The following is a 13,764-nucleotide window of genomic DNA, read 5'->3' as shown; positions in this document are numbered from 1 at the left end:
TCGGTACCGATGTAGTTGTGGTTGAGCATCCGGGCCTCTTCTTGGGCCAGGACAACGACACGCCTCGCGCGGTCGGTGAACCTCTCGAACATCGCTCCCTCACTCTCCTGCTTCCGACATTCTGGCAACAGACGCCGCAGTGTGCTGTGTAACAACCGTGGGCGTCAGCCTGCCATGAAGCCCGGGGGTCGTGGCCCCCGCCTTCCACTCTAGTTGGCGGGAGATGCTGCCGCCGCCAGTCCACCCTATTGGCGACCAGCGTCAGCACGGTCATTCACTCATAACGTGAGCATTGCATGATTCGTTTCCGAAATGGGTTTTGCCCTCAGCGAACACCGCTGCCGCACCCGATGACCGTTCGTCCGGGTGCTACCCCGTGAAGGGTGGGATGAAACCGCACGGCGCCTCGCGCGGGTGTCCGGGGTCGAGCGCGTTGAGCACGTAGGCGGCGGCGCGTGGGCTGCCCGCGATGCCCGCGTGTTCGGAAAAGTCCTGGGCACAGCCGTCCTGGACGACAATGTTGGTCACGTTGGGACCGGGCACCAGGCCCGCCGTATAGGGCACCACGAGTTCGTCCAGGCGGGTGGCAATGTTGGTATAGGCGACCGCCGGGTCGTAGACGCCGTCCGCGTTCAGGGCCCGGAGGAAGTCCGAGCCGGCCACGACCTGACGGCAGGCCTGGCACAGCGAGCCGACCAGCGCGTCGAACGCCGGTCCGGCGCCGAGCCGCTGACTGAAGGCGGCGATTTCACCGGCGCCCGCGACGTTCGAGCCGAGCCAGGGCGGCGCGATGGCGACCAGTTTGTCCACTTTGGCCGCGCCGCCGAGCCGCTTGACGAAGTAATTGCCGATGAAATTGCCCTGCGAGTGACCGACGATGTCGACCCGCGCGGCCCCGGTCGCGGCCAGCACCCGGTCGACGAAGGCGGCGAACTGCGGTGCGCTCTGCTCCATCGGCAGCATGCCGCCGATGGCTGAAATCGGCCAGGGCAGGTCGTAGGCGCCGTAGGTCATCGAGTACACGCAGTAGCCCTGATTGGCCAGCAGCGGGGCATATACGCCCCAATTCGTCTGTGCTCCACCGCCGGTGCCGTGCGCGAGCACCACCGGGTTCGGATGCGCGGCGCTCGGGCGGCAGGACCAGTCGTTGGCGCCGGGCAGCGAACCGCCCGGATTCGCCAGTTCGTTCGGGATGCCGGCGAAGAAGTTGTAGTCGACCGGATACGGCACGGCCTGGGCCGGCGCCGAGGCGACCGCGCACAGGGCGGCGAACAGGACGACGAGCAGCGAAAAGCCTGGAACACGCGGCACAGTAGCCTCCAAATCTGGAACGTGTTCCAGAAAGCTACCGTGTGGCGGGTCCCAGGCGCGGTCGAGTCGCGAAACTGGTTGCGGCCGTTGCGGTCTAGCCCTGCCGGTAGGCGGGGACGCCCGGCTGGCCGGGGAACTGACCCTGCGCCACCTGCGGTCCGGGGGCCGCGGCACTCGCCTTGCCCTGCTGGATGCCGGAGGCGAACAGCGCGCCGCAGAGCACCAGGAAGGCCAGCGTGTGCAGCACCGCGCGGACGATGTTCCACCGCACCCAGGTGGCTTCGAAGTCGGCCCGGACCTTGGCCAGGTCGGCGATCTGCGCCGGATCACCCGCGGCGGCCAGCTGGTCGTTCAGCGGCACGTTCAGGCCGGAGGTGACGGCGAAGGCGATGATGTTGATGACCAGGCCGACGCCGATCCAGATCAGCGTGGTGCGCTGGTCCTTACCCAGGTGCAGCGCCGCGGCCAGAATCGAGAATCCGACCGTGCCCAGGAACCCGAGCATGAACACCGGGTTGATGATGACCACGTTGATCTTCTGCATCACGTCGATCATGGTGCGGTCATCGGTCTGATTCAGCGCCGGCATCACCGAGTTCGCGTAGCCGTAGAAAAGTCCGGCGATCAGTCCGGTGGCCAGGATGGCCGCGACCAGAGCGGCCAGGCGTGCGGCGGTCATAATTCCTCCTGCGAAAAACCCGACCGGAGCCCTCATCGCTCCGGTTCGATGTGTCCAATTCAAGCCGGTTTCGACACGGCTCTCCATGGCCGAGACACTCGGCCGGCTAAGCGATCGTCTACGCGCGGGTCACAGATCCCGGTCGGAGATGAGCCCGCTCTGAATCGCCAGGAAGGCCAGGCGGACTCGCTTCGCGTTCTGCGGCAGGTCTTCGACGCCGAACTTGGCGAACAGCGCGCGCAGATGCGTCTTGATCGCGTCGACGCTGAGGAACAATTCCTCGGCGATCTGCTGATTGGAGGCGGGCGTCGCGAAGGCCGCGCCGTTCTTGTACGGGCGGCACAGCGCGATCAGCACCGAACGCTGAGTTTCGGTGAGCGAGCGGAAACTCGGCGGCACCGTTCCGCTGGAGACCCGGGTGATGTCGTCGGCGACGCCGCCGAAATCGTGGAAGGACACCCGCGAGGTGCCGACCCGGATGACGTCGCCGGCCATCAGCCTGCGCCGGCCGACCAGCCGGTCGCCGTTGACGAAAGTGCCGTTGCGGGAAAGGCCGTCGTCCACGATGGTCCACTGCGCGCCGAGATATTCGATCGCCGCGTGCAGCCGGGACACCTCGGCGTCCCAGGGCAGCGCGAGGTCGGCCTGCGGCGAGCGTCCGATGGTCACGCGCTCGCGATCGGCGGTGAGCATGAGTTCCTGCTGACGACCCGTGTCATCTTGGAATCGCAAAAATGATCCGACGAATCCAGTCACTGCGCTGATACCTCGTCTCTCCATACCGCCAGTGACCGTCGCACGTTTCCATGGTGCCGCGTCCTGGAACCACGAGCAAGATCGATCCGCGCGCCACTTCGAGCAGCGTGTCATCGCGCCGCGCGGTTATATCAGCAGCCTATGAGCCGCCGGACAAAGAGAAAACCGCCGCCCCGGCGTCGCACGATTCGCTGGGACGGCGGCTGAAAAATATGAAACTAACCCTTCGCGGCCTTGTTGTACGCGTCGGTGATGTCGGCGGAGATACGTCCCCGCGCGGACACCTTGTGTCCATTCCGGCGAGCCCACTCGCGAATTGCTGCACTTTGTTCGCGATCGATGGAGACCCGACTCTTCGGGGCACCCGTCGCGGTCGCGGCGGCCTTGACCCGGCGACGGCCACTGACTCGGCGTGCGCTCGAAACCCACTCTTCCAGCCCGTCGCGCAGCTTCGCGGCATTCGCCGACGACAGGTCGATCTCGTACGAAACACCGTCGATCGCAAACTCGATGGTCTCGTCCGCGATGGACTCCCCATCGACATCGTCGATCAGGCTAACGGTGACCTTCTTTGCCATGAGATGAACGTCCTCTCGAAATCGTGCGACCCGCATACTAGGCCGATTACCCGAGGCAAGAATACCTCGAATTCCAAATTTTCCAAGACGAGGCCGAGATTTTGCAATCAGCTGGTCAGCGAGTGACCGGTCGCACAATTGGGAACAGTATTGTTTCCCGGATTCCGAGACCCGTCAACGCCATCAACAGCCGATCGATTCCCATACCCGTACCGGTGGTCGGCGGCATGCCGTGCTCCATCGCGGCAAGGAAGTCCTCGTCCAACGCCATCGCTTCGTCGTCACCTTGCGCGGCCAGTCGCGCCTGATCCACGAAGCGCTCACGCTGGATCACCGGATCCACCAACTCCGAATAGCCAGTAGCCAACTCGAAGCCACGGACATAGAGATCCCACTTCTCGGTGACCCCGGCCTTGGTCCGGTGCTGCCTGGTGAGCGGTGAGGTCTCCACCGGGAAGTCACGCACGAAAGTCGGTGCGTACAGCTTGTCGCCGTACTGGTGTTCCCACAGTTCCTCGACGAGTTTGCCGTGGCCATAGCCCTTGCCGTCGGGAATTTCCAGACCCACCCGATCGGCGAGCGCACGCAATTCCTCGACCGACGTTTCCGGTGTCACGGAGACGCCGAGGGCGTCGGAGAGCGACGGGTACATCTCGACCGTCGCCCACTCCCCGCGCAGGTCGTATTCCGTGCCGTCGGCCAGGGTGACCACCTGGGTGCCGAACACCTCCTGGGCGACTTCCTGGACCAATTCCCGGGTCATCCGCGCGGAGTCGTCGTAGGTGCCGTACGCCTCGTACGTTTCCAGCATCGCGAACTCCGGGGAATGCGTGGAGTCCGAGCCTTCGTTGCGGAAGTTCCGGTTGATCTCGAAGACCTGCTCCAGCCCGCCGACCACGCAGCGCTTCAGGAACAGCTCCGGCGCGATTCGCAGGTAGAGATCGATATCCAGGGCATTGGAATGGGTGACGAACGGCCGGGCCGCGGCGCCGCCGTGCAGCGTCTGCAGCATCGGCGTCTCCACCTCGAGGAAGCCGCGCCGTTCCAGCGCATTGCGCATGGCGCGCACCACCGCGATGCGCGTCCTGGCCATTTCCCTGGCCTCCGGACGCACGATCAGATCGACATAGCGCTGCCGGACCCGGGACTCCTCGTTCATCTCCTTGTGCGCCACCGGCAGCGGCCGCAGCGACTTGGCCGCCATGAACCAGGAATCGGCCATGACGCTCAATTCACCGGTGCGCGAGGAGATCACCTCGCCGTGCACGAAAACGAAGTCGCCGAGGTCGACATCGGACTTCCAGGCCGCGAGCGCGTCGGCGCCGACACCGTTGAGGCTGATCATCGCCTGCAGCTTGGTGCCGTCGCCCTCCTGCAGCGTCGCGAAACACAGCTTGCCGGTATTACGCATGAATATGACGCGACCAGCGACACCCGCCTGCAACCCGGTCTGGGTGTCGGCGGCCAGATCCGGATATGCGGCGCGAATTTCGGCGAGGGTATGCGTACGCGGCACGACGACGGGATAGGCGTCACCGCCGTCCGCGAGCAACCGCTCCCGCTTCTCCTTACGAATCCGTATCTGCTCCGGGGCATCGTCGGCGTCGGGCGCCACGGCAGGCCGCGAATCCGATGCGGGATCGCTGGACGAGGAAGTGTCGCTGGTGCTCACATCCAACAACCCTAGCGTGCACCGGAAATCGTTTTGCGGCCCGCCCGGCCTACTTCCCGGAGTAACGAATCGGTCTCGGCCCGGCCCCGCGTTGTTCGCCTGATTTGCGCGGTCCGCTATCCGGGGAAATAGCGGGCAGGCATCGATCCGGACACGAAACCGCTTGCGCGCCCGGATGTTTCGAGATGGAAGTGATGTAGGGTAATTACAGCGAGGCGAGCGAGTCGACCTCGCGGGCGAAGTGCGGCGCCCGGATTCCGATGTGCAGCAGACCGGCCGCCTTCAATGCGTGGAAGCCGCCGATCAGGTCGGTCGCCCGGTGCAGCCCGAGTTGCTGCAACGCCGCCGCGGCGAGGCTGGAGGTATAGCCCTCGGAGCAGGCGACGATCCATTCCACATCATGATCGGTGGCCAGGGCCAAGCGGGCCGAACTGGTCGGGTCGAGCCGCCATTCCAGCACATTCCGCTCGATCACCAGGGCGCCGGGCAACGCGCCCTCGCGCACCCGCTGCGCCTGCGGGCGGATGTCCACCAGAATCGCGCCGCGGGCGAGCGCCTGCGGCAATTCGAAGGCATAGATGCGGTTCAGCTGGGCCCGCGCTTGGTCGAGCATCTGATCGATGGTCAAACGGGTCATTACATATCACCTTCGGGCTGGTCGGTGAGAACGGTTCGGGTACGCCGCAGGGTTCCGTGGCCGGTGACCTCGTAATAGGACATGGCGGTGAGCGGCGGTGAATAGGCGTGCACGCTGAGCGTCGGTTCGAGCAGTGCGGGGTCGATCGACTCGGGGGTGCTGCCGGCCACGGACTGCGCCGGGGCCCGCATTACATCGTGCACCCAGCCGATCGGAAAGGACGCTTGATCGCCCGCGGACAGCACGCGGCGGCGCAGTTCGGTGCCGTTCCAGCGGAATTCCGAAAGCGCCCCGCTGAGCACGGTCAACGCGCCGAGCGAGCCGGCGTGGTCGTGCAGTTCGGTGGATTTTCCCGGCGTCCAGCTGATCAGCCAGACATCTACTTCGTCGTCGGTGAGCAGCCGGGTCGCCCACCGTTCGTCGGCGGGCCAAATGCCATTCGCGGGCAGCAGGTGGTCATACCGCCCGGCCAGCACGTCCTCGGCACCTTCGTCGGTCAGCCGCAATAAGTCGGCGGGACGCAGGCGAGTCGGCAATGCGGAGGCCACGGCACGTTCGAGCGGCGGGGTGGCCGAATAGGCGTCCCGGGCTACAGAAAGGGAAAGAACGGAAGAACGCATGAGCGAATCTCCAGGAGGTTGCGAACGGTCGAGGGCGGTAAGTCAGCCTCGATCGGTCGAGGCTTGGTCAGCCTCGACAACACTCCTGGGTGCGCACGCGGAAATACACAGCGGTGAGTGTATCAGCATCGGGCACTGGGGAGGCAAGCGCCGATGGGTGCGACGAATCCGACATGGCGAGAATCAGACAGCGCCCTTGCGGCGCTGGTTTCGCTCGTATACGAGACGCAACCCGGTCAGGGTGAGGTACGGGTCGTGATCGTCGATGGTCTCCGATTCCGGCACGATCAACGCCGCGGTCGGGCCGGTGGCGACCACCGCGACATCATTGCCGGAAAATGCCTCGAACTCGTCGCGAATCCGATCGATCAGTCCGTCCACCATCCCGGCGAAACCGAAAACCGCGCCGGATTGCATGGCTTCCATACTGTTCTTCCCCAGTACCGAACGCGGCCGCGCCAGCTCTACCCGGCGCAGCGCGCTGCGCTCCACCAGGGCCTCGGTCGCGATCTCCACGCCGGGCGCGATGATTCCGCCGAGGAACTCGCCCTTGGCCGAGACCAGGTCGACGCAGATCGCGGTGCCGAAATCGATCACGATGGCCGGCGAATTGTAGTGCTGATAGGCGGCCAGGCAGTTCACGATCCGGTCCGCGCCGACCTCTTTCGGGTTATCCACCAGCAGCGGAATTCCGGTGCGCACACCGGGTTCCACCAGCACGTGCGGCACGTGACTCCAATATTGGCTCAGCATGGTGCGTAGTTCACGCAGCACCGGCGGCACCGTGGCCAGCCCGGAAACTCCGACCACCTGGTCGAGTTGCGGGCCGACCAGGCCGCGCACCTGCATCGCGAATTCGTCCGCGGTCAGCAGTGGATTGGTGTGAATCCGCCAGTGCCGCACCAGTTTCGAATGCGCGCCGGTACCCGAGAAAAGGCCGAGCACGATATTCGTATTGCGGACATCGATGGTCAGCAGCATGTCAGGCGAGCGAGAGCGTGCGCGGCGAGGTGAGCCCGGAGCCTTCCGGCGCGTGCGCCGGATCGGAGCCGAGTTCGACCGGACGGTTGCGCTCGTCCACGAAAACGACCTTCGGATCGTATTCCGCGATTTCCTGCTCGTTCAGCTGGCCGTAGGCGATGAGAATGACCAGATCGCCGGGGTGGACCAGATGCGCGGCGGCGCCGTTGATGCCGATCACGCCGGACCCGCGGGCACCCGCTATGACATAGGTCTCCAGGCGCGCGCCGTTGTCGATGTCGACGATGCAGACCTGCTCGCCCTCCAGCAGATCGGCGGCGTCCAGGAGATCCTGGTCCACCGTCACCGAGCCGACGTAGTGCAGGTCGGCGTGGGTCACGGTGGCGCGGTGGATCTTCGACTTCATCATGGTGCGCAGCATTGCGTCGCCCTTTCGTTGGTTCGTCGCCTATACGGGCTGGGAGGTCCGCTGGACGGAGGCGTTGGGGTGGCCGTCGATCGGCGCGCCGAGGGTGACGGCGACATTGTCGATCAGCCGGGTGGGGCCGACCCGGGCGGCGACCAGCAGCCGGGCGTTGCCGGTCTCCGGCGCGGGACCGAGGTTGGTGGAACGTAATTCGAGGTAGTCGACGTCGACGCCGGGCACCGCGGCCAGCACCTGGCGGGCCGCTTCGACCACGGCTTCGGGTCCGAGGCCGCCCGCGTGCTTGCCCGCGGCCAGCGCCGCGGACAGGCCGAGCGCCGATTCCCGCTGGGCCGCATCGAGAAACCGGTTCCGCGAGGACATGGCCAGGCCGTCGTGCTCGCGCACGGTGGCCACCGGCTTGATCCGCACGTCGAAGTTCAGGTCCCGGACCAGCTGCCGGATCAGCGTGAGCTGCTGGTAGTCCTTCTCGCCGAAGTACACCTCGGTCGGGCGCGCGATCTGCAGCAGTTTGGCGACCACGGTCAGCATGCCGGCGAAATGCGTTGGCCTGCTTGCCCCTTCGAGCTCGGCGCCGATCGGGCCCGGCTGCACGGTGGTGCGCGGGCCGTCCGGGTACATGTCGGCGACGCTGGGCGCGAACACCAGCCCGACGCCCTCCGCGCGCAGCAGCTCCACGTCGGAATCCAGGGTGCGCGGGTACTTGTCCAGGTCTTCGTTCGCGGCGAACTGCAACGGATTCACGAAGATCGAGACGATCACGACCTGGTTGTTCCGCTTGGCCAGCCGGACGATCTCCAGGTGACCCTCGTGCAGCGCGCCCATGGTCGGCACCAGCGCGACCGTGCGGCCGACACTGCGCAGGGCGTTGGACACCTGGGTGATCACGGCGGGATCGTGGTGCACGGTCAGCTCACCGGGCTTATAGGCGGCACGTAATTTCGGATCGAACATCAGCGCCCTTTCAGCAGCTCGATGACGGCGGGATTGGTGCCTGCGCGTTCGGCGGTGCGCAGCGACAGCGCGCGATAGCCCTCGGCCAGGCGGGGATCGACGGATTCCAGTGCGGTCAGGTGCGCGGCGACGGCGTCCGCGTCACCGCGGGCGACCGGGCCGGTCAGCGCGGATTGCCCGCGGCGCAGGGCGTTGTCCAGCGCGGCGGAGGCGAGCGGGGCGAGCAGGCGCTCGGCCAGACCGTTCGGCTGGTCGTCGACGATCTGCTGCCCGAGCAGGCCGGGGCCCGCCAGCGCGACCCGAAGCGCGGCAACGGCATCCACGATCAGTGTGACCAGATGGTTGCTGCCGTGCGCGAGCGCCGCGTGATAGAGCGCCCGGTTCTGCTCGAGCACCCGGACCGGCTCGCCGCCCATCTCGATCACCAGCGCCTGCGCGATGGCGTACCCGATCTCGTCGGCGGCGGTGATGCCGAAGCACGCGTTGCCCAGCCGGGTGAGGTCTTCGTCGTGGCCGGTGAAGGTCATCGCCGGATGAATGGCCAGCGGCATGGCGCCGACGTCGGCCAGCGGGGCGAGCACGCCGACCCCGTTGGCGCCGGAGGTGTGCGCGACGATCGTGCCCGGCCGGACCACCTTCGCACTGGCCAGACCGCGGGCCAGACCGGCCAGCTCGGTGTCCGGCACGGCGAGTAGCAGCAGCTCACTGCGGGCGGCCACGTCCTCGACCGGCATGATCTCGGAATCGGGCAGCCGGGTCTGCGCGCGGCGCACCGAGGCGTCGGAGATCGCGGAGACGCCGAACACCACATGGCCGACGCGTTCGAGTGCCGCGCCGAGGGCGGAGCCGACGCGGCCCGCCGAGACGATGCCGACGGTCAGCCGGGCGGGCGCCAGATCGCCGCCCACCACCGATTGGGGGTCGTTCGAAACGGGGTAGCCCGAAGCCGCGTCGTCGTCAGAATTCACGCTTCTCGAGGTCAACGGTGTCCTCTCGATTTCGTTCCAGTCCCGCCGTGCGGGTACCGGACGTACGGCATCGAGAATATCGGCCCGATGTTTGCCAGTGCCACGGCCCTGGGCAGTGATTTACAACGCAGTGTCTGCTACCACGCCGGACGACAAGTCAGTGCCGGTCGCGACTCTTCTCCTCCGATTGCAGGTTGGCCATGATCTCGGCGACCGAGAGCCGGCGCTCGGGCGCATCGGAATCCGCGTCGGCCTCGGCCCGGCGCCGCCTGCGCGAGCTGGCCGTGCCGACCGTCGGGCCCTCCGTCGTCGGCCAGGCCGAGGGGCGGGTCGACTGGTAGGTCGGCTTGGGGGCCGGCCGGGGCGCGGGCGTCGGCTGGATGACCGGGCCCTCGGTGAAGGCGTCGGCCCAGCCGGACCCGGACTGCTCCGGATCGCCGTTGCGCACGTCGGTCACGTCGACATCGGTGACTTCGGCGTCGGACTCGTCGTCGTCCAGCGAGACCGCGGAGGTCTCGGCGGTGACCGGGTCGTCGAAGGGGCTGGCGAAGAGCGGCGGCTCCGGATGGTCGGGCACGAACACCGGGGTCACACTGCTGCGCGGTTGCTGGTTCGACGGCACGGACCAGGGTCCGGCATTCGCGGAGCTATTGTTCGCCGGCTCGCCGACCGCGCTGGTCAGCTCTTGAATCCGGGTCGCGTCGGCGCGCAGGGCGGGCCGATCCATCGGCAGGTCGCCGTCGAACAGGCGTTGCAGACTCGTCCGGAGCACGGTGAGTTCGGCGCGCAGCGCGGCCAGTTCGGTGGCGTCGGCGCCGACTTCCTCGCGCACCCGCGCCTCGATGCCGAGCTCGAATTCGCGCCGGGCGGTGACCTCACGCTCGAGCTGCAACTCGTAAACGGTCTGCAGATCACGAACCTTGGCCTTGTCTATCGTCGCTTCCTTGCGATACCTAGTCGCAGCTAATGCGCCGATGACCGCCGCCCACAGGGCCGCGACCAAACCGATCCGGACGAACTGCAAGCTGTTGCTGAAGACCAGGAAAACGCTGGCAACCAGTCCGAGCAGAATCAATACGCCGATGAACAATTTTCCCGCGTCGTCCCGCCGTCGACGGGAAGTGCTGGTACGGGAGGGTGAAACCATGCAAGCCAGGGTAGCTTGATCGACTCGGTGCGCCCACAACTCGGTGCGGCAATTCCGGAGGTGATATTTGCTACGTGGTTGCCGGATCGTCCGTCGGGTCCTCGGGAGCCCGGCAGCAATACTCGAGCCACAGGGCCGCAGCAACCAAAGCCACCCCCGCCAGCATCCCGACGATCGCGCCCGGACTGTCCGCGGCGGCCGCGCCGAGCGTGCCGCGCTGCGGGAAGACCCAGCACAGGAATCCGAGCCACACGCCCGCGGCGATCGAACCGACTTGCAGCGACGCCTTGGCCAGCGCGACCGCGCGGGCCGCGGTGATCGGATGCAGCTGATGCCTGCCGTTGCCGAGCTGGTTGTCGCTGACCCTGGCCCGGATGACGAACCCGAGCACCGCCTCGAGCGCCGCGACCGGATACAGCGACGCCCCCGCGTAGGTGGAGATCGGCGGAAAACTGTTGTACGCCATCCGGGTCGCGACCCACGCGACGATGGCCGCGATCACCACGTTCGCGGCGAGGTCCAGGATGCGGGTGGGTTTCAGCTGCACGACGCCGGACCTTCGGCGGCCGCGGACAGGATCAGCTCGGTGCGTTGCACGCCGATGCGTTCGGCGGCGGGCAGTTCGTCGAGCAGGTCGGTGATCGCCTGCGCCCGGCCGTCGACCTCGAGCACCGCGTCCGGTTCCACGTCCAGCCAGGGGATCAGGACGAACGCGCGGCGATGCGCCTGCGGATGCGGCAGCGTCAATTGCGGGTCGGCACTGCTGATCACGACCAGTTCGCCGTGCACGCGCTCGGCGCACCAGACCACGTCGACATCGAGTGTCCGTGCGCCCCAGCGCACTTCGCGGACCCGTTCGGCGGCCTGCTCGAGCCGCCGGCCGTGGCGCAGCCAGTCGACCGCGGCCAGCTCCGGATCATCGACCAGGAGAACGGCATTGAGGTAGTCGTCCTGTTCGACGCCGCCCCACGGCGGCGTCGAGTAAACCGGCGACACGGCGACGACCCGGTCGCCGAAGCCGTCCACCACGCTGCGCAGATGCGCCAGCCGGTCGCCCAGGTTGGAACCGATCGACAGCACGGCGCGGGTCATAACGGCTCCTCGCGGTGCCGCGAGGTGACCACCCGGACGTCGGCGAAGGTGTGCGGGATCGGCGCGGACGGTTTGTGCACGACCACCTCGACCGAGGCGATGCGCGGGTCGGTCATCACGTCGTCGGCGATCTCGGAGGCCACGGTCTCGATGAGGTTGCGCGGCGGGCCCTGGATGATGCGCACGGCGTTCTCAGCGAGCTCGCCGTAATGCGCGGTGGCGAGCAGGTCGTCGGCGGCCGCGGCCGCGGCGAAGTCCAGCCACACGGTCAGATCGACGACGAATTCCTGGCCGTCGCGACGTTCGTGATCGAACACCCCGTGATAGCCGAAGGCGCGCAGCCCGCGCAGCTCGATGCGGTCGGCGCCGCGCCGGACCGCCGAATTCGCCTGCGCCACGGCCGGTTCAGGGGTCGGGTTCATCGATGCGCTCCTTGTGACAGACTCGGCTGGGTGCTGCGGTGCCGGGCGGCGGCCTGCCACGCGTCGGTCACGGTGATGGCGTCCAGCGAGGCGCGCACGTCGTGCACCCGCACGCCCCAGGCGCCGTGCATGGCGACCAGCGCCGAGACGGTCGCGGTGGCGGTCTCGCGGCCGTCGGGCGGGCGCGGGCCGGCGTCGTCGGCGAGCAGCGCGCCGAGGAAGCGTTTGCGGGAGGCGCCGATGAGGATCGGCAGGCCCTGGCCGATCAGCTCGGGCAGCGCGCCGAGCAGGTCCCAGTTGTGTTCGGCATTCTTGGCGAAACCGAGGCCGGGATCGAGAATCAGGCGAGACGGGTCGACGCCGGCGGCAACGGCCAGGTCCACCTGGGTGGTCAGCTCGGCGAGCACCTCGGCGACCACGTCGTCGTAGTGATCGGCCGGGCCGGTGTGCCGGTAGTCGGCGCCCGCGCGCCAGTGCATGAGGATCCACGGGACATCCGCGGCGGCAACGACTTTCACCATGTCCGGGTCGGCGCGGCCGCCGGACACGTCGTTCACCACGGAGACGCCGGCCGCGAGCGCGGCCTCGGCGACACTGGCCCGCATGGTGTCGACGCTGGTCGGCACGCCCGCTGCGACCAGGCCGCGGATCACCGGAACCACCCGTGCGGCTTCGGTTTCCGGGTCGATGCGCACCGCGCCGGGCCTGGTCGACTCGCCGCCGATGTCGACGATGTCCGCGCCGTCGGCGTACAGCTCGATGCCGTGCGCGATGGCGAGTTCGGGGTCGAGGTAGCGACCGCCGTCAGAGAACGAATCACTGGTGACGTTGACGACGCCCATCACCACACAGGAGCGATCGCCACGCGCGAAGCTGCTCCCACCTGCGGTCATGTGATCCTCGTTCACTTCCGAAGAATGAGATCGAGCGCCTCGGAGCGCGACGACGGGCTGGACTGCAACAGTCCGCGCACCGCCGAGGTGGTGGTGCTCGCGCCCGGCTTGCGGATGCCGCGCATCGCCATGCACAGATGCTCGGCCTCGATCACCACGATGGCGCCGCGCGGGTCCAGCTTGCGCATCACCGCGTCGGCGATCTGGCTGGTCAGCCGCTCCTGCACCTGCGGGCGCTTGGCGTACAGGTCGACCACGCGGGCCAGCTTGGACAGCCCGGTGACCCGGCCGTGCTTGCCCGGGATGTAGCCGACGTGCGCGACACCGTGGAACGACACCAGATGATGTTCACAGGTGGAGTACATCGGAATGTCGCGGACCAGCACCAATTCCTGGTGACCCTCGTCGAACGTGGTGTTCAGCACCGCGTCCGGCTCGACGTAGAGTCCGGCGAACATCTCACGGTAGGCGCGGGCGACGCGAGCGGGTGTGTCGAGCAGCCCGGGCCGGTCCGGATCCTCCCCGACCGCGAGCAGCAATTCGCGCACCGCGGCTTCGGCCCTGGCCTGGTCGAACGGCTGACCGGTCTCCAGCGCGACGAGCTCTTTCCTGGTCACGCCGTTGCCGGAA

17 protein-coding genes are annotated in these 13,764 nt (G+C 67.4%); all 17 read right to left on the bottom strand.

Annotation, left to right across the window (positions count from 1 at the left end; all coding sequences use genetic code 11):
* Nucleotides 1-369: 369 nt before the first annotated feature.
* The 17 genes from AB0M22_RS16965 to folE all read right to left on the bottom strand — a co-directional run bounded on the left by AB0M22_RS16965 (nucleotide 370) and on the right by folE (nucleotide 13,751).
* Nucleotides 370-1,311, bottom strand: a complete 942-nt coding sequence (locus AB0M22_RS16965) for an alpha/beta fold hydrolase (RefSeq protein WP_364726830.1) — start codon at nucleotides 1,309-1,311, stop codon at nucleotides 370-372.
* A 94-nt stretch (nucleotides 1,312-1,405) separates the two neighbouring features.
* Nucleotides 1,406-1,990, bottom strand: coding sequence for an anthrone oxygenase family protein (locus AB0M22_RS16960; RefSeq protein WP_364726827.1), 585 nt, complete (start codon nucleotides 1,988-1,990; stop codon nucleotides 1,406-1,408).
* 129 nt (nucleotides 1,991-2,119) lie between these two features.
* The gene (locus AB0M22_RS16955; RefSeq protein ID WP_364727022.1) at nucleotides 2,120-2,683 is read right to left on the bottom strand and encodes an FHA domain-containing protein; all 564 of its coding nucleotides are present in this window, start codon (nucleotides 2,681-2,683) and stop codon (nucleotides 2,120-2,122) included.
* A 281-nt stretch (nucleotides 2,684-2,964) separates the two neighbouring features.
* Entirely contained in the window at nucleotides 2,965-3,324 is a 360-nt protein-coding gene (locus AB0M22_RS16950) for an Lsr2 family protein (RefSeq protein WP_029900677.1), read from the bottom strand.
* Nucleotides 3,325-3,439: 115 nt separating this feature from the next.
* The gene (lysS, locus tag AB0M22_RS16945) at nucleotides 3,440-4,939 is read right to left on the bottom strand and encodes a lysine--tRNA ligase (RefSeq protein WP_364727018.1); all 1,500 of its coding nucleotides are present in this window, start codon (nucleotides 4,937-4,939) and stop codon (nucleotides 3,440-3,442) included.
* 262 nt (nucleotides 4,940-5,201) lie between these two features.
* Nucleotides 5,202-5,624, bottom strand: coding sequence for a rhodanese-like domain-containing protein (locus tag AB0M22_RS16940; RefSeq protein ID WP_364727016.1), 423 nt, complete (start codon nucleotides 5,622-5,624; stop codon nucleotides 5,202-5,204).
* Between the two features lie 8 nt (nucleotides 5,625-5,632).
* Nucleotides 5,633-6,253 carry a cysteine dioxygenase family protein gene (locus AB0M22_RS16935; RefSeq protein WP_364726824.1) on the bottom strand — a complete coding sequence of 207 codons (621 nt, stop codon included), beginning with the start codon at nucleotides 6,251-6,253 and terminating at the stop codon, nucleotides 5,633-5,635.
* A 183-nt stretch (nucleotides 6,254-6,436) separates the two neighbouring features.
* Entirely contained in the window at nucleotides 6,437-7,234 is a 798-nt protein-coding gene (locus AB0M22_RS16930; protein WP_364726822.1) for a type III pantothenate kinase, read from the bottom strand.
* Between the two features lies 1 nt (nucleotide 7,235).
* A complete protein-coding gene (gene panD / locus AB0M22_RS16925; RefSeq protein ID WP_364726819.1) occupies nucleotides 7,236-7,655 on the bottom strand; it encodes an aspartate 1-decarboxylase in 420 nt (139 codons plus the stop codon).
* Between the two features lie 27 nt (nucleotides 7,656-7,682).
* Nucleotides 7,683-8,612, bottom strand: coding sequence for a pantoate--beta-alanine ligase (panC, locus tag AB0M22_RS16920; RefSeq protein WP_364726816.1), 930 nt, complete (start codon nucleotides 8,610-8,612; stop codon nucleotides 7,683-7,685).
* On the bottom strand, nucleotides 8,612-9,523 hold the full coding sequence (locus AB0M22_RS16915; RefSeq protein ID WP_364727014.1) for a DUF2520 domain-containing protein: 912 nt from the start codon (nucleotides 9,521-9,523) through the stop codon (nucleotides 8,612-8,614). Before AB0M22_RS16915 ends, panC begins: the two co-directional genes overlap by 1 nt.
* 214 nt (nucleotides 9,524-9,737) lie before the next feature.
* Nucleotides 9,738-10,727 carry a DUF6779 domain-containing protein gene (locus AB0M22_RS16910; RefSeq protein ID WP_364726813.1) on the bottom strand — a complete coding sequence of 330 codons (990 nt, stop codon included), beginning with the start codon at nucleotides 10,725-10,727 and terminating at the stop codon, nucleotides 9,738-9,740.
* A gap of 70 nt (nucleotides 10,728-10,797) precedes the next feature.
* Nucleotides 10,798-11,268: a DUF3180 domain-containing protein gene (locus AB0M22_RS16905; protein WP_364727011.1), complete on the bottom strand. Its 471-nt coding sequence runs from the start codon at nucleotides 11,266-11,268 to the stop codon at nucleotides 10,798-10,800.
* Entirely contained in the window at nucleotides 11,265-11,819 is a 555-nt protein-coding gene (gene folK, locus AB0M22_RS16900) for a 2-amino-4-hydroxy-6-hydroxymethyldihydropteridine diphosphokinase (protein ID WP_364726810.1), read from the bottom strand. Before folK ends, AB0M22_RS16905 begins: the two co-directional genes overlap by 4 nt.
* Nucleotides 11,816-12,241, bottom strand: a complete 426-nt coding sequence (gene folB / locus AB0M22_RS16895; RefSeq protein ID WP_364726807.1) for a dihydroneopterin aldolase — start codon at nucleotides 12,239-12,241, stop codon at nucleotides 11,816-11,818. Before folB ends, folK begins: the two co-directional genes overlap by 4 nt.
* Entirely contained in the window at nucleotides 12,238-13,134 is an 897-nt protein-coding gene (gene folP / locus AB0M22_RS16890) for a dihydropteroate synthase (RefSeq protein ID WP_364726804.1), read from the bottom strand. Before folP ends, folB begins: the two co-directional genes overlap by 4 nt.
* Nucleotides 13,135-13,145: 11 nt before the next feature.
* Entirely contained in the window at nucleotides 13,146-13,751 is a 606-nt protein-coding gene (gene folE, locus AB0M22_RS16885; protein ID WP_364727009.1) for a GTP cyclohydrolase I FolE, read from the bottom strand.
* Nucleotides 13,752-13,764: the final 13 nt, after the last annotated feature.

The sequence above is a fragment of the Nocardia sp. NPDC051756 genome, from assembly GCF_040681495.1.
Taxonomy (GTDB): Bacteria; Actinomycetota; Actinomycetes; order Mycobacteriales; family Mycobacteriaceae; genus Nocardia.
The sequence above is the reverse complement of the archived record's forward strand: the minus strand, read 5'-3'. Positions and strand labels throughout refer to the sequence as shown.

What these genes read in the sequence shown, in the direction of transcription:
- AB0M22_RS16960 (WP_364726827.1), bottom strand. Translation starts at nt 1,990, where the DNA reads ATGACCGCCGCACGCCTGGCCGCTCTGGTCGCGGCCATCCTGGCCACC.
- AB0M22_RS16955 (WP_364727022.1), bottom strand. Translation starts at nt 2,683, where the DNA reads ATGCTCACCGCCGATCGCGAGCGCGTGACCATCGGACGCTCGCCGCAG.
- AB0M22_RS16950 (WP_029900677.1), bottom strand. Translation starts at nt 3,324, where the DNA reads ATGGCAAAGAAGGTCACCGTTAGCCTGATCGACGATGTCGATGGGGAG.
- AB0M22_RS16935 (WP_364726824.1), bottom strand. Translation starts at nt 6,253, where the DNA reads ATGCGTTCTTCCGTTCTTTCCCTTTCTGTAGCCCGGGACGCCTATTCG.
- AB0M22_RS16930 (WP_364726822.1), bottom strand. Translation starts at nt 7,234, where the DNA reads ATGCTGCTGACCATCGATGTCCGCAATACGAATATCGTGCTCGGCCTT.
- panD (WP_364726819.1), bottom strand. Translation starts at nt 7,655, where the DNA reads ATGCTGCGCACCATGATGAAGTCGAAGATCCACCGCGCCACCGTGACC.
- panC (WP_364726816.1), bottom strand. Translation starts at nt 8,612, where the DNA reads ATGTTCGATCCGAAATTACGTGCCGCCTATAAGCCCGGTGAGCTGACC.
- AB0M22_RS16910 (WP_364726813.1), bottom strand. Translation starts at nt 10,727, where the DNA reads ATGGTTTCACCCTCCCGTACCAGCACTTCCCGTCGACGGCGGGACGAC.
- folK (WP_364726810.1), bottom strand. Translation starts at nt 11,819, where the DNA reads ATGACCCGCGCCGTGCTGTCGATCGGTTCCAACCTGGGCGACCGGCTG.
- folB (WP_364726807.1), bottom strand. Translation starts at nt 12,241, where the DNA reads ATGAACCCGACCCCTGAACCGGCCGTGGCGCAGGCGAATTCGGCGGTC.
- folP (WP_364726804.1), bottom strand. Translation starts at nt 13,134, where the DNA reads ATGACCGCAGGTGGGAGCAGCTTCGCGCGTGGCGATCGCTCCTGTGTG.